Below are 21,624 nucleotides of genomic sequence, written 5' to 3'. Positions count from 1 at the left end.
CATGATCCCCGCCGTCACGGAGCTCCTCGATTCCGCCCGCGTCGTCGCCCTGCCGATGCAGACCCGCTTCCGCGGCGTCGACACACGGGAGGCCCTGTTGTTCGAAGGGCCGGAGGGCTGGGCCGAGTTCTCCCCCTTCGTCGAATACGACGACGCCGAGGCGGCGACCTGGCTGGCCGCCGCGATCGACTACGCCTACGCCCCGCAACCCGCGCCGCTGCGGGATCGGGTGGGCGTCAACGCCACGGTGCCGGCCGTCGACGCCGCTCGCGTGCCCGAGGTCCTGGCGCGCTTCTCCGGATGCCGGACCGCGAAGGTCAAGGTCGCCGAGCCCGGGCAGGTGCTGGCGGACGACGTCGACCGGGTCCGCGCCGTCCGGGAGACTCTCGGGCCGGAGGGCCGCATCCGGATCGACGCCAACGGCCTGTGGAACGTCGACGAGGCCGAGCACGCCGTCCACGCGCTCGCCGCGTTCGACCTGGAGTACGTCGAGCAGCCGTGCGCCTCGGTGCCCGAGCTCGTCGAGCTGCGCCGGCGGATCGCCTACATGGGGATCCCGGTCGCGGCGGACGAGAGCATCCGGAAGTCCGGAGACCCCCTCGCCGTGGCGCGCGCGGGAGCCGCGGACATCGTCGTCATCAAAGCGCAGCCGCTGGGCGGGCTCACCCACGCGCTGCAGATCGTCACCGCGGCCGGCCTGCCCGCGGTCGTCTCCAGTGCCCTGGACACCGCTATCGGCCTGACGCAGGGAGCCGCCCTGGCCGCCGCCCTCCCGACCCTCGACTACGACTGCGGTCTGGGCACGGCCTCACTGTTCCAGGACGACGTCGCCGACCTCCGCCCCGCCGACGGGGCGATCCCGGTCGGACGCCTGTCTCCCGACCCGGCAGCCCTCACGCGCCTCGCCGCCGCGGACGAACGCCGGGCATGGTGGCTGGCCCGACTCGCCCGCTGCCACCACGAGCTGCTCGCGAACCGCAGCGCCTAGGACTCGACGAGGAGCTCCACGAGCCGCCCGAGCTCCTCGCCGCCGGAGTGTCGCAGCGCCGCGTCGTCGCGGCCGGCCATGGCACCGCGGACGGTCATGCCCTCCCAGAGGATCATCAGCATGCGCGCCGCGTCGGTCGCGGGCAGCCGGAGGCGCAGCGTGCCCGCCGCCTCCACGATGTCCTCCACGATGCGCGCGATGCTCGCCACCATCTCGCGCTCCTGGGCGAGGTAGGCCTCGCCGAACTGCGGGTCGCGCAGGGCCCGGATCCGGATCTCGCTCATCAGCATCACGCCCAGGCGGTCGTCGCTGCCGAGCTCCATGATCTGCTGGACGAGATCTGTCGGGTCGCAGTCGTCGGCGAGCTCCCCGTCCGCCCGCATCTGCTCCACGCGAGTCCGCACGGCCGCCACCCTCGCGTCGGCGACACCGGCAGCGAGGGTCAGGAACAGCTCGTCCTTCGAGTCGAAGTTCGAGTAGAACGCCCCGCGCGTGAAGCCGGCGCGCTCGCAGACCGCCTCGACCGAGGCGCCGTCCAGACCGACCTCGGCGAACACCTGCGCGGCGGCCTCCAGCAGACGCGCCTTCGTGTTCTCCCGGCTGCGGGTGGCGGGTGACGACATCGGAACCTCCTGGCCTTCCCTCTCGACGATTCACACCCGGTGCACAGACTCCGGATGGCGGATGACCTTACGATACATCTATGTATCGGATACACCTGTGTATCCACCCGGCACCCCACGGAGATTCGCGTGTCCACACTGCTCTCGTCCCTCGGACGCTGGTCCTTCCGCCACCCGTGGCGCGTCCTCGTCTCCTGGCTCCTCGCCCTCGGCATCGCCGGAGCCGGAGCCGTGGTCCTCGGCGCCGGCACCGACAACACGTTCTCCATCCCCGGAACCGAGTCCCAGGCCGGCCTCGAGCAGCTCTCCCGCTCCTTCCCCCAGGTGAGCGGCACGAACGCCCAGTTCATCGTCGTGGCCGCGGACGGCGACGAGATCACCGATGACGAGTACCGCGAGCCGATCGAGGACGCCGTGTCGGAGCTCGGCGACCTCGACGAGGTCCTCGCCGCCACTTCGCCGTACGACGAGATGGTCAACGGCATGATCAACGACGACGACACGGCGGCGATCGTGCGCCTGCAGTTCGACGGCGAGTCCACCGACGTCTCCGAGGAGACCAAGGACGCCCTGCGCTCCACCGTCGACGAGCTCGCGGCAGAGCTCCCCGACGGTGCGCGGGCCTCGCTCGGCGGCGACCTCTTCGCGATCTCGATCCCCGGCGTCACGCTCACCGAGGCCGTGGGCCTGCTCATCGCGCTCCTCGTGCTCATCGTCACGTTCCGGTCGTTCGTCGTCGCCGGACTCCCCCTGCTCACCGCCATCCTCGGTGTCGGCATCTCCATGGCCGGGATCTTCACGGCGACCGCCTTCGCGACCGTCTCCTCCACCACGCCGCTGCTCGCCCTGATGCTCGGACTCGCGGTCGGCATCGACTACGCGCTCTTCATCGTCGCTCGCCACCAGGACCAGGTCCGAGAGGGTGTGGAGCCCGAGGAATCGGCCGCGCGAGCGGTCGGCACGGCCGGCTCGGCGGTCGTCTTCGCGGGCGTCACCGTGCTCATCGCGCTGATCGGCCTCGGCTTCGCGGGCATCCCGTTCCTCACCACCATGGGCGTCGCGGCGTCCGTGGCCGTCGCGGTCGCCGTGGCGATCGCGGTGACCCTGACCCCCGCCCTGCTCGGATTCCTCAAGGGCCGCGTGGCCGGACGACCGAAGCGCGCGAAGGCCCCGAAGAAGGCGGCCGCGAAGGACGCCGCCACGAAGCCCCGCGGCAGCCGTCGGTGGGTGGAGGGCGTGACGAAGCACCCCGTCCTCGTCTCCCTCGCGGTCGTCCTCGGACTCGGCATCGTCGCCGTCCCCGCCCTCAGCCTCGACCTCGCCCTGCCGAACGCCGGCGTCCTGCCGAAGGACTCCGAGGCGCGACAGAACTACGACCTCGTCGGCGAGCAATTCGGTCCCGGCTTCAACGGCCCCCTCATCCTCACCGGCACCATCGTCACCTCCACCGACCCGCTCGGTCTCATGGAAGACCTCGGAGATGCGGTGGCCGAGGTTCCCGGCGTGAAGGAGGTCGCCCTCGCGACGCCGAACGAGACCGCCGACACCGGCATCGTGCAGATCATCCCGGAGACGGCTCCCGACGACCCCGCGACGGCCGACCTCGTGCGCGAGCTCCGCAGCCACCACGACGAGTGGCTGGACGAGTTCGGCATCGACCTCAAGGTCACCGGCTTCACCGCCGTCGGCATCGACATCTCCGATCAGCTCGGCGCGGCTCTGCTGCCGTTCGGGATCTTCGTGATCGGACTCTCGCTGATCCTCCTCACCATCGTGTTCCGTTCTCTCTGGGTGCCGATCACCGCCGCGGCCGGCTACCTGCTGTCGATCGTCGCTGCCTTCGGTGTCGTCGGGGCGGTCTTCGAGTGGGGCTGGTTCGCCGACGTCCTGCATGTGGCGAAGGTCGGACCGATCATCAGCTTCATGCCGATCATCCTCATGGGCGTGCTGTTCGGCCTGGCGATGGACTACCAGGTGTTCCTGGTGTCGCGGATGCGCGAGGACTTCGTGCACGATCCCGACCTGCGCCGGGGTGCGGGGTCGGTGAACCGCGCCACCCGGCGTGCGGCGGCCCTGCGCGCCGTGCGGAGCGGGTTCACCGGGTCGGCGAAGGTCGTCACCGCGGCCGGCCTCATCATGTTCGCGGTGTTCGTGGCCTTCGTACCCGAGGGCGACTCCTCCCTCAAACCCATCGCCCTCGGACTCGCCGCCGGCATCGCCTTCGACGCCTTCCTCGTGCGGATGACGCTGATCCCGGCGCTGATGGCGATCCTCGGCGAGCGCGCCTGGGAGATCCCGTCGTGGCTGGAGCGGATCCTCCCTCGGGTGGACATCGAGGGCGAGGCGGTGGAGCGCGAACGGCACCTCGAAGCCTGGCCGGGAGACGGGTCGCTCGTCGCCGCGGACGACCTGGAGCTCGGCGCGGGACTCCCCGCGGCGCAGGGCCTGTCCCTGCGGGTCGCGCCCGGCGCGGCCCTGATCGTCAGCGGCGCTGATGCCGGAACACTGCGTGCCCTCGCGCTCACCGTCGGCGCGCGGATCGCCCCAGCCGACGGACGCCTCCGCGTCGCCGGGCACCTGCTCCCCGGTCGTGCGGCGTGGGTCCGCTCGCACGTGAGTTGCGTGCTCGCGGAGGACGACGGATCCGTCCTCGCCGATCTCCGCGAAGCCCTCCGCGGTCGTTCCGAGCTCGTGGTGATCGACGGTGCGGACCGGCTTCGCGGCGGCGAGCGCGACCAGGTGGCCGCGATGCTGCGCGACGCGAAGTCCCGCCGGAGTCTCGCCGTCTTCGCCACCGCCGCCGATCCCGACGCGGCCCGTTCCCTTCTCGCGGAGGCCGGATGGCCGTCCGCCGACGTTCTCGACACGCGCGCGCCCCGCCCGAGCGCCGCAGAAACGACCGAGGTGCCCGCATGACCCTCCCCCTCGAGCGTGCCCGCTCGCGCAAACCCATCACCTGGCTGACGATCCTCGGCGTCCTGCTGCTGCCGGCAGCGGTCGGCGGCATCCTCATGGCGGCGCTCTACAACCCGACCGAGCGTCTCGACTCCATGACCGCGGCCATCGTGAACCTCGACGAGCCCGTCGAGATCGACGGCCAGACCACTCCCCTGGGGCGCCAGCTCGCCTCCGGGCTCGTCGAGGGGTCGGACGACCTCGACTCGAACCTCACGTGGGTCATCTCCAATGAGGAGGACGCCGCCGACGGACTCGCCGACGGCTCGTACCAGGCCGTCATCACGATCCCCGAGGACTTCTCGGCCGCGGCGACCTCCGCGGGCCAGGCGGTCGCCGACGGCGGCGGGGACGCGGAGCAGGCGACGATCCAGGTGACGACGCCCGACGACGGCCTCGTGGCCGACGACCTCATCACCGGACAGATCGCCGACGTGGCGGCCTCGACGCTCGGCACCATGCTGTCCGAGGCGACGACCGAGAACATCCTCGTCGGCTTCACCACCATCGGCGACCAGATCGGCGATGCGGCGGACGGGGCCCTGGAGCTGGCGAAGGGCGCCCGCGACGCGGCCACCGGCGCCGCCGCCCTCCCGGAGGGAGCGACGCAGCTCGCCGCCGGTGCCGGAGAGCTGGGCACGGGGGCCTCCACCCTCGCGTCCGGCCTCGACACGATCGCGGGGCAGACCCGGCAGGCGGCGACCGGCGCCGGCACCATCGGTGCGGGACTCACCTCCGCGGCGACCGAGCTGCAGGGCCGGGTCGCCGGCGTCCAGAAGCTCACCGGTAGCATCCAGTCGGCGGGCGCGTCAGCGAAGTCGGCCGCGACGGACTCGGCCACGGTCGCACAGGGTCTCGGGACGATGGCGGCCACGGCGTGCGCCGCCGATCCGGAATCGCCGGAGTGCGGACAGCTCTCCGGCCTCGCCTCGAAGGCAGCGGCAGCGGCCACGTCGGCCGGAACCGCCTCCGGCATCCTCAACAACGAAGAGGTTGCCACGGGTGTGGCCGCGCTTCCCGGGTCCTTCTCCACCCTGGGCACTCAGCTCGGCGAGGCGGGCGCCGGGGCGACAGAGCTCGCCGGCGGGCTCAACCGCCTCGCGAGCGAGGGCGTGGATCAGTCCGCGGCGGGAGCGCGAGCCCTGTCGTCCGGCGCGACGCAGCTCGCCGACGGCGCGTCCCAGCTCGCCGACGGCAGCACGGAGCTCGCCACCGGCCTCGACACCCTCGCGACCGGCACCGGCGACCTCGCGGGCGGACTGCGCACCGCGGCGGACTCCCTCCCGTCCTTCAGCGACGAGGAGTCCACGTCGCTGGCCTCGGTGATCGCCGATCCCGTGGCGACCGACTCCTCGATGGGCTCGCTCTTCGGTCCCACCGCGATCCCGCTGCTCACCGCGGTGGTGCTGTGGTTCGGCGGTCTCGCGTCGTTCCTCGTCCTCCGCGCCCACACGGCGCGCACGCTCACGTCGCGACGCTCGTCCGCCTCCCTCACCCTCCGCGCGTTCTGGCCGGCCGCGGCGATCGGCGTCGCGCAGGGTCTGGTCGTCTCCCTCATCGTGCAGACCGTGGCGGACTATGACGTTGCGGCATGGTGGGCGTTCGCGGGCACCGCCGTCCTCGCCGGGGTGGTGTTCGCCGCGGTGAACCAGGCCCTCGTGGCGGTGTTCGGCGGCGTCGGACGCTGGATCGCCGCACTGATCGGCGTCATCGCCGTGGCGACGGGACTGATCTCGACCGTGCCCGACTGGCTCGCGAGCATCGGGGCCGCCCTCCCGACCGCACCGGCCTTCGCGGGTCTCGTGGAGGCGAGCGGGGCCGCCGTCGCCGCCCTCGTCGTCTGGGGCGTGCTGTCGCTCGTCGCCACGACGGTGGTCGTCGCGGTCCGTCGCACGACCACCGCCCGCGCCGTCGTCACCGCCTGACCCCCGGGCACAACTTCGGAGATCACGGACGACACGCCGCCGGACACCCCCTGCCGACGGCATGTCGCGTCCGTTCTCCGAAACAGTGCACGGACTCGACGACGACACCCCGTACCCTCGTGCCATGCGCCGACCGTTCATGGACACTCCGGACCAGCTCGCGAGCCTCGAAGGACAGCAGTATCTCGTCCTCCGGCCGACGGAGGCCGTCGCTTCTGAATATCGGGCCATCCAGGAAGGCGCGCTCGATCGCCTGGGGACGCCCCTGCGGCATCCGCACACGGAGCACGTGACGCTTCGCGGCTTCTTCGAGCCGGAGCGCCGGGAGGAGCTGCGGGCCCTGATCCGTGCCTGGGCCGCGGAACAGAGTCCTCTCGAACTCACCGCCGACGCCGTGGACGTCTTCCCCGCGCCGTGGCAGATCGTGATCCTACGCCTCGCCCGCACCCCCGCGCTCGTGCACGCATACGCCTCGCTGACGGAGGTGCTCCGGCCGACGGACTTCCGTCGCCTCGACGAGCTCACCGTCGAGGACTGGACCTTCCACCTCTCGGTGCTCTACGGCAAGACGCTGGACCCTGAGACATGGCAGCAGCTCGCCGCCACCGAGGTCCGTCCTCTCACACCCTCGCCGACGGAGGTCGTCACCGAGGCCGAGTTCGTCTGGTACGAGGGCGGCGTCGAGCACGCCGAGGTCATCCCCCTCGGCGGCTGAGCCCTGCTCCGGCGGGCACGACTTCGGAGATGCCGGACGACACACCGCGACCGAGGTCCGCCCGTCGGTGTGTCCCTCGCGATCTCCGAAGCTGTGCTCGGCCGGTTCAGCTCAGGCCGGAGTAGGCGTGCAGACCCTTGAAGAAGACGTTGACGATGGTGAAGTTGAAGATCACGGCGGTGAAGCCGACGATCGACAGCCAGGCCGAAGGGTTGCCGCGCCAGCCGCGGGTCGCCCTGGCGTGGATGTACCCGGCGTAGAGCACCCAGATCACGAAGGTCCAGGTCTCCTTCACGTCGAAGCCCCAGAAGCGGCTCCACGCGTAGTACGCCCAGATGGACCCGGCGATGAGGGTGAAGGTCCAGAGGATGAAGCCGATGATCGTGAACAGGTACGCCAGGCTCTCCAGGCGCTCCGCCGGCGGGAACGTGCGCAGGAAGCCGGGGCCGGTCTTGGCCGCCCCCTCACCGAGCAGCCGCTCGCGCCGGGCCTGCATGAGCTGGATCACCGAGAGCGCGAAGGCGAGGGCGAAGAACGCGGTCGCGAGCGAGGCGACGAACACGTGGATGATCAGCCACACGCTCTTCAGCGGGTCCATCAGCGGCGAGACCTCGACGTAGAAGTTCGTCGCGCCCAGCCCGAGCAGCACCACGACGAGGCCCGTGATGAACGTGCCGAGGAAGCGCAGGTCGAGGCGGGTGAGCACCGCCAGGTAGACGGCGATGATGAGCAGCGTTCCGACCATGCCGAACTCGTACAGGTTCGCCCACGGCACCCGACCGGCCGCGATGCCGCGCGTCACGGCGGCGGCGAGGTGGAACACGAAGCCGAGCACGGTGAGCGAGGTGCCGATTCGCGCCATGACGAAGCGCTGCGGCTTCGGAGCTCCGGGCGCATCGACGGGTGCGGAAGCGGAGACGCTCCCGGAACGACCGGCGGCCACGAGCTCGCCCTCGCGGACGGTGTGGGCGTCGGCCGTCGCCTGCGAGCGGCGCGCGAGATCGAAGGCGTAGGCCACGAAGGCCGCCGCGTAGATCGCGATCGCCGTCCACAGCAGGACGGGCGAGATCACGGTGAGCTCGAGCATGGTGTCAGTCTACTTTCCGGGTACCGGGGCCGCAGGGTCCGCGGCGGCGTCCGCGGCATCCTCGTCGGCGTCTTCAGGGGTACGGGCGGCTGTGCCGCCCGCGGCGTCGAGCAGCCGGGCGTGCCCGGCACGGAGGTCGTCCACGGCGCGGGCCAGCGTGGGGTCTTCCCCTCGGGCCAGGGCCGCGTACTCGAGGTCGACCGCACCATCGGTTGCCGTCGCCTTCACCCACACGCGCCGACGCGGCACGAACAGGGCGAGCATGAGGCCGCCGAGGGCCAGCAGCGCGAAGCCGAGCACGAACACCCCGGACTCGTCGCGGTGGATCTGCAGGGAGGCGAAGCGCTTGACGGACTCCGAGGCGTCGGTGGCGCCCTCCGGCGACTCGTCGTCGAAGGTCACCGAGCCGAGGCCGTTCGGCAGCTGCGCGGTCTCACCCGGGGACAGCTCGATCGACTCGACGTCGGTGCTGCGTCCGGTGAGCTTGGTCATGTCGGAGGTGTCGAGCACGTAGACCGAGCGCGGCACACCGTCGTTGATCCCGAGGTCACCCGTGTACACGTCGAGCGTGAGCGTCGGGTTCGTGAGGTCGGGGTACGCCGAGAAGAAGGCGCCCGTGTCGAGCACGCCCGTGGTCGGGTAGAAGAAGCCGACGAGGCCCACCTGCTCGGCCAGGCCGTCCGGGACCTTGAGCACTCCGAGCGAGGTCATGTTGTTGTCCTGCGGGAGGAAGGGCGTGCTGTTGTGGAACACCACGTTTCCCTCGGGGTCGCGCACCGTCACCGTCGGGGCGTACCCGTTGCCGAGCAGGAACACGTCGTCGTCGGCCACGCCCAGGGGCTCGTTGACCTTGACGGCGCCCTCGCGCTCCTCGCCGTTCTCCTGGATGGTCATGTTCGCGGAGAAGTTGCCCGCCTGGCCGGAGCCCGGCTCGCCGAACGGCTGATACGTGACGTCGAAGGAGTCGAGCCGCATCGAGTACGGCGCGAAGGAGTCGTCGGCCACGAAGCGCCCGCGGTTCATGGAGTCGTAGTCGAGCAGCGTGTTGGCGAAGGTCTCCCCCTCGACGAGCACGCGCTGCCCCGTGTAGGCGAAGCCGCCGCCGACGCCGATCGTCACGAGCACGCCGACGAGGGCGAGGTGGAAGAGCAGATTACCCGTCTCCCGCCAGTAGCCGCGCTCGGCCGACACGGAGTACGTGCGGCCGCGGTCGTAGCGCTCCACGCGGTAGCCGAGCGCCTTGAGCTGCTTCGTGGCGACGTCGATCGAGGCGGCGGCCTCCGCGGCGGCGTCTCCGGTGCGGGTGCCGGAGTCGGCGACCGTGTCGCGGGTGACGGCGCGGTAATCCTCCAGGCGTCGCAGTCGCGCGGGCGTGCGCGGCGGTCGGGCCTGCAGCGCCTTCGCGTGGTGCTTGATGCGCGGGATGACGCAGCCGACGAGCGAGGTGAACAGCAGCAGGTAGATCGCCGAGAACCAGGGCGACAGATACACGTCGAAGAGCTTGAGCCCGTCGAGCACCGGGAACAGATCGGGGTTGTCGCGCTCCCACTGCGTCACGCCGTTCGGGTCGGCCATCCGCTGCGGGAAGATCGACCCGGGGATGGCCGCGATCGCCAGCACGAGCAGCAGGACGAGCGCCGTGCGCATGGAGGTGAGCTGACGCCACCCCCACCGCAGCCAGCCGACGAATCCGAGGCGCGGCTGGGTGATCGTGTCGTCGCCGTCGACGTGGTCGGACGGGCGGAGCGGATCGCTGGAGTCGTTGGTCACGGCACCCTTGTTCTTCGTCATGGTCGTCTCGGAGCGGTCAGAGCGGGAGGATGACACTGCCGATCACCGCCGTCAGCCGCGACATGATGTCGGTCCACAGGCCGGTGACCATCAGGACACCGAGGAGGATCAGCAGCACGCCGCCGAGGATGTTCACGACCCGGATGTGGCGGCGCAGGAACCCGATGGCCTTCGTGGCCCAGCCGAAGCCGAGGGCGACGAGCAGGAACGGGATGCCGAGTCCCAGCGAGTAGGCGAGGCCGAGGAACCCCGCACGCACGGGATCTCCGGCATTGAAGGAGAGCGCGAGGATGGCGGCGAGCGTCGGGCCCATGCAGGGCGCCCAGCCGATGCCGAGCGCGACGCCGAGGAGCGGAGCACCGACCATCCCGGCCTTCGAGTCGACGTGGAAGCGGAGCTCCTTCTGCGCGAACCCGAAGAGCCCGAGGAAGACCAGGCCCATCGCGATGATGACGACGCCGAGGATGCGGGTGATGAGGTCGCCCCACTGGAGCAGGAACACGCCAGCAGTGCCGCCGAGCACCGTGTAGAGGATGAAGACCACGGTGAAGCCGAGGATGAACAGCAGCACGCCGAGGACGAGGCGGCTTCGGGTGGCCGTCTGGGTGGTGCCGCCGGTCGTCGACGATCCCCGCGGTGCCACGGCTCCGCCGAGGAAGCCGAGGTAGCCGGGCACGAGCGGGAGCACGCACGGCGAGAGGAACGAGACGAGTCCGGCGAGCATGGCCACCGGGATCGCGATCCAGAGGGCGCCGGAGCCGATGATCGCTTCGGGGCTCATGACGACCTCGCGGACATCAGGAGTCCTCCGCGAGCGCGTCCTTGACGAGCGTGGAGAGGACGGAGGTGCCGTCGATCGGACCGATGATCTTCGCGGCGACGCGCCCCTGCTTGTCGAGCACGAGCGTGGTGGGGGTCGCCGAGATCGGCACGACCTTCGCGAAGGCGAGCTTGGCTTCGGCGGTGTCGACGTCGATGAGGCTCGGGTACGTGATCCCGAACTCGTCGGCGAACGCGGCCGCGGTGTCGGCCTGATCCCGCGTGTTGATGCCGATGAACTGCACGTCCGCGTCGCTGTGCTCCTGCCAGACCGCCTCCAGGTCGGGGGCCTCCACGCGGCACGGGGCGCAGCCGGCGTACCAGAAGTTGACGACCGCGACCTGTCCTGCGATGTCGGCACTGTCGAAGTCCTCGCCGTGCTCCGTGACTCCGGCGAACTCGACCGGCTCGCCACGCTCGGCGACGGGGATCTCGACGATCGCGCCGTCGGCGGCGACGTACCCGGTGTTCTCGCCGCTCAGGAACGACTCGCTCACGGCGTCGGGGGCGCAGGCGCTCAAACCGACGGCGAGCACCGCAGCGAGCGCGGCTCCGCCCAGGCGGCCGAGGGGCCGAAGACGGGAGGGGCGGCCGTTGCGGATCGGGTGAATCCTGGAAGCGCGGGACACGTCTCCGAGTTTACGCAGAGCTTCCTATGCATCGGCCGGGTACCCCCGGGGGGAGTCAGAAGCGCGCGAGCACGTCGTCCACCCCGGCGCGGAACCGCGGACAGGTCGCGATGTCGTGCGCCCGGCACCCCATAGCGTGCTCCGTCATTTCCCGGGATCGGCGCATCTCCTCCATCCGCCTGTCGAGGTCGTCGAGATGCTGCTGCAGCACCTGATGCCGGCCCGCGCTGCCGTCGTCGAGGAGCACGGCGATCTGGTCGAGGCTCATGCCGGCGGCCTTGCTGCGCTGGATGACGGCGATGCGCACGACCTCGTCCTCGCCGTAGCGACGCCGGCCCGCCGCGTCCCGGGGTGGCCGCAGCAGGCCGACCGTCTCCCAGTGCCGCAGGACGTTCGTCGGCAGGTCGAAACGCGCGGCGACCTCGCCGACGGACCAGGGATGCAGGTCGCTTGACTTCATGTTGACATGAAGTCACAGACTGGTGCCGAACGCAAGACGCGAGAAGGGAACCCCCATGTACGACGCGATCGTGATCGGTGCCGGCCCCGCCGGACTCCAGGCGGCGCTCACCCTCGGACGGATGCATCGGCCGGTGCTCCTGCTGGACTCCGGCGAGTACCGCAATGGCACCGTGCAGCACATGCACAACATGATCGGTGCCGATGGGAGGGCCCCGGCGGACCTCCGCGCCCAGGCCCGGGCCGAGCTCGCGGCCTATGCGGACGTCGAGGTGCGGGACGTCGCGGCGCAACGGATCTCCGGCGACGCGGAGACGGGGTTCTCGGTGAGCCTCGCCGACGGGTCGGCGGTCGACGCCCGACGGGTGATCCTGGCGACCGGCGTCGCGGACGACCTCCCGCCGGTTCCGGGTCTCGCCGAGTCGTGGGGCGTCCGGGTCTTCAGCTGCCCGTTCTGCGACGGACACGAGCACGCCGGGAGGCCGATCGCGATCCTCGGGGCGGCACCCCGGGCAGCCCATCTGATCGGGTTGCTCGGCCGGATCGTCGGCGAGATCACGGTGGTCCCGGTGGGAGAGCCGTTCGCCGCGGAGGACCGTACCGCGCTGGAGGAGCTCGGGGTACGGGTGGCCTCCGCTCCGGTCGAGGCTGTCGCCGCGCACGGAGACGGGGTGCGGATGCGCAGCGCCGAGGGCGACCTCGACGTCGCGGGCGTGTTCGTGGCCTCCGGCACGATGCGACACCGGGCGCCCTTCGCCGCCGACCTCGGGCTGCGGATGCTGGAGTCGGGGTCCATCGAGATCGATGAGTTCGGGAGGACGTCGCGTCCTGGGGTCCTCGCGGCGGGCGACCTCGCCCATCGCGCGACCCTCCCCGGCCCGATGGCCTCGGTCCTGCTCGCCGCCGCCGCGGGACAGCTCGCCGCGGTGGGGGTGCTCCAGTCCCTCTGACGTCGAATCGCCCGATTGGTCCCATCTCCGGCCCGGATGGGGCCATTCAGGCGATTCGAACAGGTGGTCAGACGGCCCCGACGTCGACAGCACCGCCGGTCGCGGCGGGCTCGGCGTACGAGACCTCCCGCCAGACGTCGCCCACGCGTTCGAACGAGGTCACACTCGACAGGGCGCAGCGGCGAGTCCGCGGGTCATGCTGCAGCGGGAGGCCGGCCACGCGGAGGTGCGTGATCCAGATCGGCGCCTGATGCGACACCATGACGATGTCCCCCGCGGTCGGGATCTCGGCCGCGGCCGTCCATGCCTCGTCCATCACGCCGAGCATGCGCTCCGCGATCGAGGCGTACGGCTCCCCCCAGCTCGGCAGCGACGGCTGGCGCAGGTGCCACCAGTTCACCGGATTCATCAGCGACCGCCGCATCCGGGTGCCCTCGAACACGTTCGTCGGCTCGATCAGGCGGATGTCCGTCTCGGGTTCGAGGTCGAACACCTCCGCGAAGGGGGCGGCCGACTCCTGCGCGCGCTCCAGAGGCGACGCGAACAGCGCGGTCACCGGATCGCCGAGCCCGACCACATGCTCCGCCGCCGCCTGCGCCATCTCCTCCCCCGCGGTGCTGAGGTGATAATCGGGCAACCGTCCGTAGAGCACGCGGGACGGGTTGTGCACCTCACCGTGGCGAACGAGGTGCAGAAGTGATGCCGCCACGTCAGACCTCGCGGTAGCGGGACTCGCCGAAGCCGAGGACCAGATAGCCGATGTAGGGGAAGAGGAACAACAGGAAGAAGGAGAACACCCCGCCCTTGCCGAAGCGCGCGCCGAGCTTGAATGCGACGATGACCCCGAGGATGAAGTTCGCGATCGGCACGAGGTAGAGCAGGGCGAACCAGCCCGACATCCCGGCGATCTTCACGAGGAACACGACATTCACGATCGGGATGATCGCGAGGATTCCGGGGTACCCCGCCTTCGTGAAGACCTTCCACAGCCCGACCACGACGAGGATGTAGAAGATGAGGGCGATGAGCCCTGTCGTGCCGGAGAAGATCGCGCCGAACAGGTCGGGAAGGCCGTTGCCGTCCGAGATGGAGAGGTTCATGGGGTGCGCCTTTCGTCGTGGCGATCCTACTGAGGTGCCGCTGCTCCGCGCAGGCGACCCGGCCGGGAAGGGCCGGGACGCCCGCGTAGACTGGGCGGGTTCATCTTTCCCCGGATCAGGAGGAATCCTCCGTGCTGCGCACCCACTCCGCAGGCTCCCTGCGCGCCGAGAACATCGGTCAGACCATCACCCTCACCGGGTGGGTCGATCGTCGTCGTGACCACGGAGGCGTCGCTTTCATCGATCTGCGGGACGCGTCGGGCATCGCCCAGGTCGTCATCCGCGACGAGGAGATCGCCCACCCGCTGCGCAACGAGTTCGTCCTCAAGGTCACCGGGGAGGTGTCGCGTCGCCCCGAGGGGAACGCGAACCCGAACCTGCCGTCCGGCGAGATCGAGGTCATCGCGGCCGAGGTCGAGGTGCTGAACGAGTCGGCGCCGCTGCCGTTCCAGGTCTCGACCGCTCTGGCCGACACCGAGACCGTCGGCGAGGAGGCACGCCTGAAGTATCGCTACCTCGACCTCCGCCGCCCGGCCGCCGCCTCCGCGCTGCGCCTGCGGTCCGACGTCTACAAGGCGATCCGCGACGTGCTGCACGCCGAGGACTTCACCGAGGTCGAGACCCCGACCCTCACCCGTTCCACGCCGGAGGGCGCCCGCGACTTCGTCGTCCCGGCCCGTCTGCACCCGGGCAGCTGGTACGCCCTGCCCCAGTCCCCGCAGCTCTTCAAGCAGCTGCTCATGGTCGGCGGTGTGGAGAAGTACTTCCAGATCGCCCGCTGCTACCGCGACGAGGACTTCCGCGCCGACCGTCAGCCCGAGTTCACGCAGCTCGACATCGAGATGAGCTTCGTCGACCAGGAGGACGTGATCGCCCTCATGGAGTCGCTCATCGTGGCGATGTGGAAGACGATCGGCGTCGAGGTGCAGACCCCGCTGCCGCGTATGACGTACGCCGATGCCATGGCGAAGTACGGCTCCGACAAGCCCGACCTCCGCTTCGGGCTCGAGCTCGTCGAGGCGACCGAGTACTTCACGGACACCCCGTTCCGCGTGTTCCAGGCGGAGTACGTCGGCGCGGTGCGCATGCCCGGCGGTGCGAGCCAGCCGCGCAAGCAGCTCGACGCGTGGCAGGACTGGGCCAAGCAGCGCGGCGCGCGCGGTCTCGCCTACGTGCTGTTCAACGAGGACGGCACCCTGGGCGGCCCTGCCGCGAAGAACCTGTCCGAGGCCGAGCAGGCGGGACTGGCGGAGTTCGTCGGCGCCGAGCCGGGCGACTGCGTGTTCTTCGCCGCCGGTGCCACCAAGGAGAGCCGGGCGCTGCTCGGCGCCGCACGGGTCGAGATCGGCCGTCGCCTCGGGTACCTGTACCCGGACGAGTTCGCCTTCACGTGGGTCGTCGACGCCCCGATGTTCGAGCCGGCCGCGGATGCGGTCGCCTCCGGAGACGTGGCCGTGGGTGCGGGCGCCTGGACGGCCGTGCACCACGCGTTCACGGGTCCGAAGCCCGAGTTCGAGGACACGTTCGACAGCGACCCCGGATCGGCCCTCGCCTACGCGTACGACATCGTGTGCAACGGCTCGGAGCTCGGCGGCGGGTCCATCCGCATCCACCGCGAGGATATCCAGAAGCGGGTCTTCGAGGTCATGGGCATCAGCGACGAGGTGGCGCAGGAGCAGTTCGGCTTCCTCCTCGACGCGTTCAAGTTCGGCGCTCCCCCGCACGGCGGCATCGCGCTCGGCATGGACCGCGTGCTCCAGCACCTGACCAAGACCGAGTCGATCCGCGACGTCATCGCCTTCCCGAAGTCCGGCAACGGCTTCGATCCCCTCACCTCCGCTCCCGCTCCGATCACCCCGGAGCAGCGCGCCGAGGCCGGTGTGGACTTCACACCCGAGGACGAGGCCTGACCCGCCGACACCCTGTCTTACCGCCGAGACCCCGGGACACTACCGCTGGCAGCCCGGGGTCTCGTCGCGTACCCGGGGTCTCGGCGAACAAGAAGAAGAAGGGGGGCTAGGCGAAGAGGGGGGCGAGGTTCTCGTTCCACACGTCGACACCGAGCTTCGCGATGAGAGCCACCACGACGACGAGGAACACCACGCGGATGAAGGTCGTGCCGCGGGAGACGGCCATCCGCGAGCCCAGGTAGCTGCCGGCGACGTTCGCGACCGCGAGGATGCCCCCGAGCAGCCACAGCACCGAGCCGTGCGGGATGAAGAGGAGCAGCGCCCCCGCGTTCGTCGCGAGATTCACGATCTTGGCCTTCGCGCTCGCCTGCAGGAAGTCGTACCCCAGCAGCGCGACGAGGGTGATCACGAGGAAGGTCCCCGTCCCCGGACCGATCATCCCGTCGTAGAACCCGATGCCGAGCCCGGCCAGCCCGGCCATGATGTGGTGCTTGTGTCCGTGGAAGCGCAGCTGCGTCGCCGCCCCGAGCTGCGGACGGAGCGCCGTGAACAGGGCGACCGCCAGCAGCGCGATCACGATGATGGGCTTGAAGGCGGCCGGGGGCAGCACCGTCGCGACCGCCGCGCCGCCGAACGAGCCGATCAACGCGATCACCGCCATCGGCAGGGCCGTGCGGAGGTCGGGCTTGGCACGGCGGTAGTAGGTGATGCTGCTGGTCGCGGTCCCGAACACGGAGGCGAGCTTGTTCGTCGCGAGCGCCTGGACGGGGGCGATACCGGGGATGAGGAGCAGTGCCGGAAGCTGCAGCAGTCCTCCGCCGCCGACGACCGCGTCGATCCACCCGGCACTGAACGCCGCCACGATGATGAGGATCAGCATCCCCCAGGTGAGCTGCTCGAGTTCGAGGAGGCTGCCGATATCCACCCCGCCATGATTCCAGACCCGCGGGCACCGTCACGCATCCGCGCCGCTGGCAGACTGGGGTCATGCTTCCCGCTCTCCCGCTGCCGCACCCGTTCGCGTCGAGGAGCGGGGACGCCGTGCTCCGGAGAGCGAGCGAGGCCGACGCCGACGCCGTCATCGCGCTGCTCGCCGACGACCCGATCAGCGCCGCCCGCGGCGACGTGGCCTCCGACGAGGACCGTCCGGCGTACGAGCGCGGCCTCCGCGAGATCCTGGCCGATCCCTCCAACGACCTCCTCGTGGTCGAGCTCGACGGCGCGGTGGTCGGCACCCTCCAGCTCACGTCGATCCCGGGCATGGCACGCCGCGGCGCCCGGCGGCTGCTCGTCGAGGCGGTCCGGGTGCGCAGCGACCTCCGCTCGTCCGGCATCGGCTCCGCGGTCATGCGGTGGGTCGGCGATGCCGCGGCGCCCGCCCTCGGCGCGGCCATGGTGCAGCTCACCTCTGACGCCGCCCGCACCGACGCACACCGGTTCTACGAGCGCCTCGGCTACGTGGGCTCGCACCGCGGCTTCAAGTACACGGTCCGGCACGACTGATCCCCCGGCGCATTCCTGCGCCACCCGCCCGACACCGACCGTTCACCCGCGCCGCTCCCCGCGGCTACCTCGGACTCATAGTGTCCTCTCGCAACCCGACACCGGCCAAGCGCCGGACACCGAGAGGACACTCATGGCACGCTCCATCCGCCGCGCACGCATCGGCGCCGGCATCGCCCTGGCCACCACGGCCGTCATCGCACTGACCTCCTGCGCCTCGGCGACCGACGCCCCGGCCGACGGCGACGACGCCGTGGACGCGGCGAGCGCGACGTCGGTCGAGGACTTCGGCTCGTTCGCCGACCTCGAGGCCGCCGCGAAGGAGGAGGGTCAGCTCAACGTCATCGCCCTCCCGCGCGACTGGGCGAACTACGGCGAGATCCTCGACCTCTTCGCCGAGAAGTACCCCGAGATCACCATCAACGAGGCGTCGCCCGACGTCTCCAGCGCCGAGGAGATCCAGGCCGCCGAGACGAACAAGGGCCTCGACACCGCCCCCGACGTCTTCGACCTCGGCCTCACCGTCGCTCTGCAGAACACCGATGCCTTCGCTCCTTACAAGGTCCAGACCTGGGACGACATCCCCGACGAGCTGAAGGAGCCCACCGGCCTCTTCGTCGGCGACTACGGCGGGTACATGTCGATCGGCTACGACTCCTCGAAGTTCGAGGCGCCGGCCGAGCTGTCCGACCTGCTCTCCGCCGACTACAAGGGTGCCGTGGCCATCAACGGCGACCCGACGCAGGCCGGCGCCGCCTTCGCCGCCGTGGGCCTGGCGACGGTGCAGTCGGACGGCACGCTCGACGACTTCCAGCCGGGCATCGACTTCTTCGCCGACCTGCAGAAGGCCGGGAACCTGCTCAAGGTCGACGTCACGACCGCGACCGTCGCCAGCGGCGAGACCCCGGTCGTCTTCGACTGGGACTACCTGAACGCCGCGCACACGGCCGACAACCCGAATTGGAAGGTCGAGGTCTTCGACGGCACCGGCTACGCGGGCTACTACAACCAGGCCATCAACGTCGACGCGCCGAACCCGGCGGCCGCGCGTCTGTGGCAGGAGTTCCTCTACAGCGACGAGGTGCAGAACCTGTGGCTGAAGGGCGGCGCCCGTCCGGTGCGCATGGAGGCGATGACCGAGGCGGGCACGATCGACGAGAAGCTCGCGGCGGCTCTCCCGGAGGCTCCGGAGGAGACCGTCGTGCCCACCGAGGAGCAGTCCGAGAACGCCGGCACGCTGCTCGGCGAGAAGTGGGCAGCGGCGGTCCAGTGACCTCTCTCGTCGCACCGGGGGTGGATGCCGCGGCGTCCGCCCCCGTCACCGCCGCCGGACCCGCGTCGCACGCGCGGGCCCGGCGGTCTGCGCCGTCCCCGGCGTGGCTGGGGCTCGTGCCCTTCGCCGCCTACGTGCTGCTGTTCCTCGCCCTGCCCACCGTGCTCGCGATCGGCTCCGGGTTCTTCGACGGCGACGGCGCTTTCACCTGGACGAACGTCGCCGCCCTCGGCGACCCCGTCGTGCTCACGACCTTCGCGAACTCGGCGGGGCTGTCCCTGCTCACCGCGGCGGTCGGCGCCACCGTCGGCGCCTTGGTCTCCTATGCGTTGCTCGGCATGAACCCGGACGGCGTCGTGCGGCGATCCGTGGACGCGGCCGCCGGGGTCCTCGCGCAGTTCGGCGGCGTCATGCTCGCCTTCGCCTTCATCGCCATGATCGGCATCCAGGGCGTGGTCACCGTCTTCCTCCGCGACACGTTCGGCATCGACATCTTCGCCGAGGGCACCTGGCTGTACGAGCTGCCCGGCCTCATCCTCCCGTACATCTATTTCCAGGTGCCGCTCATGGTCATCACCTTCCTCCCCGCCCTCGCCGCCTTGAAGCCGCAGTGGGTCGAGGCGAACCTCACCCTCGGGGGCAGCAGGGCGAGCTTCTGGCTGCGGATCGGCCTCCCGGTGCTGGCGCCGTCGTTCCTCGCGAGCCTGCTGCTGCTCTTCGCGAACGCGTTCTCCTCCTACGCCACGGCCGCGGCGCTCGCGAGTCAGGGCTCGCAGATCGTCCCGCTGCAGATCCGCACGGCGCTCACGAGCGAGACCCTGCTCGGCCGGGAGAACCTCGCGGGCGCTCTCGCCCTCGGCATGATCGTCGTGGTCGGCATGGTGATGGCGCTGTACTCGGTCATCCAGCGACGTGCCGCGCGGTGGCAGGCATGAACGGCCTCGCCCCCTCCCGCGCGACCCGTGCGGTGATCGGCATCGTGGTCGGCGCGTTCTTCGCTGTGCCTCTCGTGTCGACGTTCCTCTTCACGCTGCGCGGCACGGACGGCCTCTCCTTCGCGCACTGGGCCGCCCTCTTCGACCCCGCGGCGTCGGCGAGTCTGAAGCCCATCTGGACGGGGCTCGGCAACTCGCTGATCCTCGCGGTGGTGACCGTGGCGATCGTGCTGTTCCTCCTGGCCCCCACGATGATCCTCGTGAACCTGCGCTTCCCCAGACTGAAGGCGGCCTTCGAGTTCATCGCGCTCCTCCCGATCTCGATCCCCGCGATCGTCCTCGTGGTGGGCCTCGCGCCGATCTACCTGCAGATCGGTCGGACCCTCGGCACCGGCACCTGGACCCTCGCCTTCGCCTACGGCGTCACAGTCCTCCCCTTCGCGTTCCGCTCGATCCAGGCGTCCATCGATGCCGCCGATCTGCGCACGCTGTCCGAGGCAGCACGCTCGCTCGGGGCGGGGTGGCCGACGGTCGTGCTCCGCGTCCTCGCGCCGAACCTCCGACAGGGACTGCTCGCCGCCGCGCTGATCTCCATCGCGGTGGTTCTCGGGGAGTTCACGATCGCGTCCCTGCTCAACCGACAGGTCTTCCAGACGGCGATGGTCGTGGTGCAGAAGCAGGACCCGTTCGCGCCCGCGATCTTCACGCTGCTCGCCCTGCTGTTCGTCTTCCTCCTGCTCCTGCTCATCGGCCGCGTCGCCCGCGGTCCGCGAAAGGCCCGCTCATGACCCTCGATCACGCGCTCCCGCGCACCAAGGACAACCTGCTGCTCGCCCAGGCCGGCGAGGGTACGCGGGTCGAGCTGCAGGGCATCGTGAAGAGCTACGGCGGCACGAGGGTGCTGCACGGCGTCGACCTCGACATCGCTCCCGGGGAGTTCGTCTCGCTGCTCGGTCCGTCCGGCTGCGGGAAGACCACCCTGCTCCGCGTGCTCGCCGGACTCGAGGGCGCCGACGAGGGGACCGTCCTCCTCGGCGGCGGAGATGTCTCGCGGGTGCCGACCAACCGGCGCGACATCGGGATGGTGTTCCAGTCGTACTCGCTGTTCCCGCACCTCCGCGTCGTCGACAACACGGCCTTCGGTCTTCGTCGCCGGGGCGTCGGCAAGGGTGAGGCGGCGCGACGGGCCCTCGACGCGCTCGCCCTCGTGGGTCTGGCCGACCTGGCCGACCGGTTCCCGCATCAGCTCTCCGGCGGGCAGCAGCAGCGGGTGGCCCTGGCTCGCGCCCTCGTCACGGAGCCTCGGGTGCTGCTGCTCGACGAGCCGCTGTCGGCACTCGACGCGAAGGTGCGCGTGCAGCTCCGTGACGAGATCCGCCGCATTCAGCTGCGGCTCGGCATCACGACCGTGTTCGTCACGCACGATCAGGAGGAGGCCCTCGCGGTGTCCGACCGGATCGCGGTCATGAACGCGGGTCGCATCGAGCAGATCGGCTCCCCGGAGGAGCTGTACACCACCCCCGCGAGCGCCGAGGTCGCCGCGTTCGTGGGCCTCTCCAGCGTCGTGTCCGGGGTCGCCGAGGGCGATCACGTCGTCGTGTGGGGGCAGCGTCTCCCGTTGCAGACCCCCGCCGACGGCCCCGTCGACGTGTACCTCCGTCCGGAGAACGTCCGCTTCACCTCCGCGGAGGACGCCGCCACCGATGCGCTCGTGGAGGAGAGCACGTTCCTCGGCAGCATGCGGCGGACCCTCGTGCGCACGGAGTCGGGTGAGCTCGTCCGCGTGCAGCACGATCCCGCCGTGCACCCGTCGTTCGGCGACCGCGTCCGGATCGCGGTGACCCCTGCCCCGGTGGTCGCGCGTCCGCGCGGCTGACCCGAGACCCCGGGTTCACGTCGAGACCCCCGGCTGCAGACGTCTGCCACCGGGGGGGGCGGCGCCATCCCCGGGGGGACGCGCGC

General features: G+C 70.8%; 20 protein-coding genes. 11 read left to right on the top strand and 9 right to left on the bottom strand.

Going from position 1 to position 21,624, the window contains the following annotated elements; genetic code table 11:
* Position 1: 1 nt before the first annotated feature.
* A complete protein-coding gene (locus AB0310_RS00100) occupies positions 2-988 on the top strand; it encodes an o-succinylbenzoate synthase (RefSeq protein WP_366236326.1) in 987 nt (328 codons plus the stop codon).
* Here AB0310_RS00100 and AB0310_RS00095 read toward each other — a convergent pair.
* Positions 985-1,611, bottom strand: coding sequence for a TetR/AcrR family transcriptional regulator (locus AB0310_RS00095; RefSeq protein WP_259952956.1), 627 nt, complete (start codon positions 1,609-1,611; stop codon positions 985-987). The genes AB0310_RS00100 and AB0310_RS00095 overlap by 4 nt on opposite strands.
* 129 nt (positions 1,612-1,740) lie before the next feature.
* Here AB0310_RS00095 and AB0310_RS00090 point away from each other — a divergent pair, with 129 nt between their 5' ends.
* The 3 genes from AB0310_RS00090 (at position 1,741) to AB0310_RS00080 (ending at position 7,206) form a co-directional block, all read left to right on the top strand.
* Positions 1,741-4,527, top strand: coding sequence for an efflux RND transporter permease subunit (locus AB0310_RS00090; RefSeq protein ID WP_366236325.1), 2,787 nt, complete (start codon positions 1,741-1,743; stop codon positions 4,525-4,527).
* Entirely contained in the window at positions 4,524-6,491 is a 1,968-nt protein-coding gene (locus tag AB0310_RS00085; RefSeq protein ID WP_366236324.1) for a YhgE/Pip family protein, read from the top strand. The genes AB0310_RS00090 and AB0310_RS00085 overlap by 4 nt, the downstream gene beginning before the upstream one ends.
* Positions 6,492-6,615: 124 nt before the next feature.
* Positions 6,616-7,206: a 2'-5' RNA ligase family protein gene (locus AB0310_RS00080; RefSeq protein ID WP_366236323.1), complete on the top strand. Its 591-nt coding sequence runs from the start codon at positions 6,616-6,618 to the stop codon at positions 7,204-7,206.
* A gap of 106 nt (positions 7,207-7,312) precedes the next feature.
* Here AB0310_RS00080 and ccsB read toward each other — a convergent pair whose 3' ends face one another.
* Genes ccsB through AB0310_RS00055 form a run of 5 tightly spaced genes read right to left on the bottom strand, consistent with a single transcriptional unit; the run spans position 7,313 to position 11,992 of the window.
* Entirely contained in the window at positions 7,313-8,293 is a 981-nt protein-coding gene (ccsB, locus tag AB0310_RS00075; protein ID WP_187663333.1) for a c-type cytochrome biogenesis protein CcsB, read from the bottom strand.
* Positions 8,294-8,302: 9 nt separating this feature from the next.
* Positions 8,303-10,084, bottom strand: coding sequence for a cytochrome c biogenesis protein ResB (resB, locus tag AB0310_RS00070; RefSeq protein WP_366236322.1), 1,782 nt, complete (start codon positions 10,082-10,084; stop codon positions 8,303-8,305).
* 16 nt (positions 10,085-10,100) lie between these two features.
* Positions 10,101-10,865 carry a cytochrome c biogenesis CcdA family protein gene (locus AB0310_RS00065; protein WP_366236321.1) on the bottom strand — a complete coding sequence of 255 codons (765 nt, stop codon included), beginning with the start codon at positions 10,863-10,865 and terminating at the stop codon, positions 10,101-10,103.
* A gap of 16 nt (positions 10,866-10,881) precedes the next feature.
* On the bottom strand, positions 10,882-11,532 hold the full coding sequence (locus tag AB0310_RS00060; protein ID WP_187663330.1) for a TlpA family protein disulfide reductase: 651 nt from the start codon (positions 11,530-11,532) through the stop codon (positions 10,882-10,884).
* Positions 11,533-11,587: 55 nt separating this feature from the next.
* Complete coding sequence (locus tag AB0310_RS00055; RefSeq protein WP_187663329.1) at positions 11,588-11,992, bottom strand: MerR family transcriptional regulator; 405 nt, start codon at positions 11,990-11,992, stop codon at positions 11,588-11,590.
* 55 nt (positions 11,993-12,047) lie between these two features.
* On the opposite strand from AB0310_RS00055, the gene AB0310_RS00050 reads away from it, so the two are divergent.
* Positions 12,048-12,941, top strand: a complete 894-nt coding sequence (locus AB0310_RS00050) for an NAD(P)/FAD-dependent oxidoreductase (protein ID WP_366236320.1) — start codon at positions 12,048-12,050, stop codon at positions 12,939-12,941.
* 67 nt (positions 12,942-13,008) lie between these two features.
* Here the strand turns inward: AB0310_RS00050 and AB0310_RS00045 are convergent, their stop codons facing one another.
* Positions 13,009-13,650, bottom strand: a complete 642-nt coding sequence (locus AB0310_RS00045; RefSeq protein WP_366236319.1) for a histidine phosphatase family protein — start codon at positions 13,648-13,650, stop codon at positions 13,009-13,011.
* Between the two features lies 1 nt (position 13,651).
* A complete protein-coding gene (locus tag AB0310_RS00040) occupies positions 13,652-14,041 on the bottom strand; it encodes a DUF5684 domain-containing protein (protein WP_187663326.1) in 390 nt (129 codons plus the stop codon).
* Between the two features lie 131 nt (positions 14,042-14,172).
* On the opposite strand from AB0310_RS00040, the gene aspS reads away from it, so the two are divergent.
* The gene (gene aspS / locus AB0310_RS00035; protein ID WP_366236318.1) at positions 14,173-15,951 is read left to right on the top strand and encodes an aspartate--tRNA ligase; all 1,779 of its coding nucleotides are present in this window, start codon (positions 14,173-14,175) and stop codon (positions 15,949-15,951) included.
* Positions 15,952-16,057: 106 nt separating this feature from the next.
* Here aspS and AB0310_RS00030 read toward each other — a convergent pair whose 3' ends face one another.
* Complete coding sequence (locus AB0310_RS00030; protein WP_366236907.1) at positions 16,058-16,831, bottom strand: sulfite exporter TauE/SafE family protein; 774 nt, start codon at positions 16,829-16,831, stop codon at positions 16,058-16,060.
* A gap of 107 nt (positions 16,832-16,938) precedes the next feature.
* Between AB0310_RS00030 and AB0310_RS00025 the strand changes: the two genes are divergently transcribed.
* The 5 genes from AB0310_RS00025 to AB0310_RS00005 all read left to right on the top strand — a co-directional run bounded on the left by AB0310_RS00025 (position 16,939) and on the right by AB0310_RS00005 (position 21,538).
* Complete coding sequence (locus tag AB0310_RS00025) at positions 16,939-17,454, top strand: GNAT family N-acetyltransferase (protein WP_187663324.1); 516 nt, start codon at positions 16,939-16,941, stop codon at positions 17,452-17,454.
* Between the two features lie 133 nt (positions 17,455-17,587).
* Positions 17,588-18,727 carry an ABC transporter substrate-binding protein gene (locus tag AB0310_RS00020; protein ID WP_366236317.1) on the top strand — a complete coding sequence of 380 codons (1,140 nt, stop codon included), beginning with the start codon at positions 17,588-17,590 and terminating at the stop codon, positions 18,725-18,727.
* The gene (locus AB0310_RS00015; protein ID WP_522727325.1) at positions 18,724-19,662 is read left to right on the top strand and encodes an ABC transporter permease; all 939 of its coding nucleotides are present in this window, start codon (positions 18,724-18,726) and stop codon (positions 19,660-19,662) included. The genes AB0310_RS00020 and AB0310_RS00015 overlap by 4 nt, the downstream gene beginning before the upstream one ends.
* Positions 19,659-20,450, top strand: a complete 792-nt coding sequence (locus AB0310_RS00010; RefSeq protein ID WP_366236316.1) for an ABC transporter permease — start codon at positions 19,659-19,661, stop codon at positions 20,448-20,450. The genes AB0310_RS00015 and AB0310_RS00010 overlap by 4 nt, the downstream gene beginning before the upstream one ends.
* A complete protein-coding gene (locus AB0310_RS00005) occupies positions 20,447-21,538 on the top strand; it encodes an ABC transporter ATP-binding protein (RefSeq protein ID WP_366236315.1) in 1,092 nt (363 codons plus the stop codon). Before AB0310_RS00010 ends, AB0310_RS00005 begins: the two co-directional genes overlap by 4 nt.
* The last annotated feature ends 86 nt before the right edge of the window (positions 21,539-21,624 follow it).

The sequence above is a fragment of the Microbacterium meiriae genome, assembly GCF_040702565.1.
Lineage (GTDB): Bacteria > Actinomycetota > Actinomycetes > Actinomycetales > Microbacteriaceae > Microbacterium > Microbacterium meiriae.
Note: the sequence above shows the minus strand (reverse complement) of the source record. Positions and strands in the feature narration are given on the sequence as shown.

What these genes read in the sequence shown, in the direction of transcription:
- AB0310_RS00050 (WP_366236320.1), top strand. Translation starts at nt 12,048, where the DNA reads ATGTACGACGCGATCGTGATCGGTGCCGGCCCCGCCGGACTCCAGGCG.
- AB0310_RS00095 (WP_259952956.1), bottom strand. Translation starts at nt 1,611, where the DNA reads ATGTCGTCACCCGCCACCCGCAGCCGGGAGAACACGAAGGCGCGTCTG.
- ccsB (WP_187663333.1), bottom strand. Translation starts at nt 8,293, where the DNA reads ATGCTCGAGCTCACCGTGATCTCGCCCGTCCTGCTGTGGACGGCGATC.
- AB0310_RS00030 (WP_366236907.1), bottom strand. Translation starts at nt 16,831, where the DNA reads ATGCTGATCCTCATCATCGTGGCGGCGTTCAGTGCCGGGTGGATCGAC.
- AB0310_RS00040 (WP_187663326.1), bottom strand. Translation starts at nt 14,041, where the DNA reads ATGAACCTCTCCATCTCGGACGGCAACGGCCTTCCCGACCTGTTCGGC.
- AB0310_RS00010 (WP_366236316.1), top strand. Translation starts at nt 19,659, where the DNA reads ATGAACGGCCTCGCCCCCTCCCGCGCGACCCGTGCGGTGATCGGCATC.
- AB0310_RS00005 (WP_366236315.1), top strand. Translation starts at nt 20,447, where the DNA reads ATGACCCTCGATCACGCGCTCCCGCGCACCAAGGACAACCTGCTGCTC.
- resB (WP_366236322.1), bottom strand. Translation starts at nt 10,084, where the DNA reads ATGACGAAGAACAAGGGTGCCGTGACCAACGACTCCAGCGATCCGCTC.
- AB0310_RS00020 (WP_366236317.1), top strand. Translation starts at nt 17,588, where the DNA reads ATGGCACGCTCCATCCGCCGCGCACGCATCGGCGCCGGCATCGCCCTG.
- AB0310_RS00065 (WP_366236321.1), bottom strand. Translation starts at nt 10,865, where the DNA reads ATGAGCCCCGAAGCGATCATCGGCTCCGGCGCCCTCTGGATCGCGATC.
- AB0310_RS00100 (WP_366236326.1), top strand. Translation starts at nt 2, where the DNA reads ATGATCCCCGCCGTCACGGAGCTCCTCGATTCCGCCCGCGTCGTCGCC.
- AB0310_RS00080 (WP_366236323.1), top strand. Translation starts at nt 6,616, where the DNA reads ATGCGCCGACCGTTCATGGACACTCCGGACCAGCTCGCGAGCCTCGAA.
- AB0310_RS00055 (WP_187663329.1), bottom strand. Translation starts at nt 11,992, where the DNA reads ATGAAGTCAAGCGACCTGCATCCCTGGTCCGTCGGCGAGGTCGCCGCG.
- AB0310_RS00085 (WP_366236324.1), top strand. Translation starts at nt 4,524, where the DNA reads ATGACCCTCCCCCTCGAGCGTGCCCGCTCGCGCAAACCCATCACCTGG.
- AB0310_RS00025 (WP_187663324.1), top strand. Translation starts at nt 16,939, where the DNA reads ATGCTTCCCGCTCTCCCGCTGCCGCACCCGTTCGCGTCGAGGAGCGGG.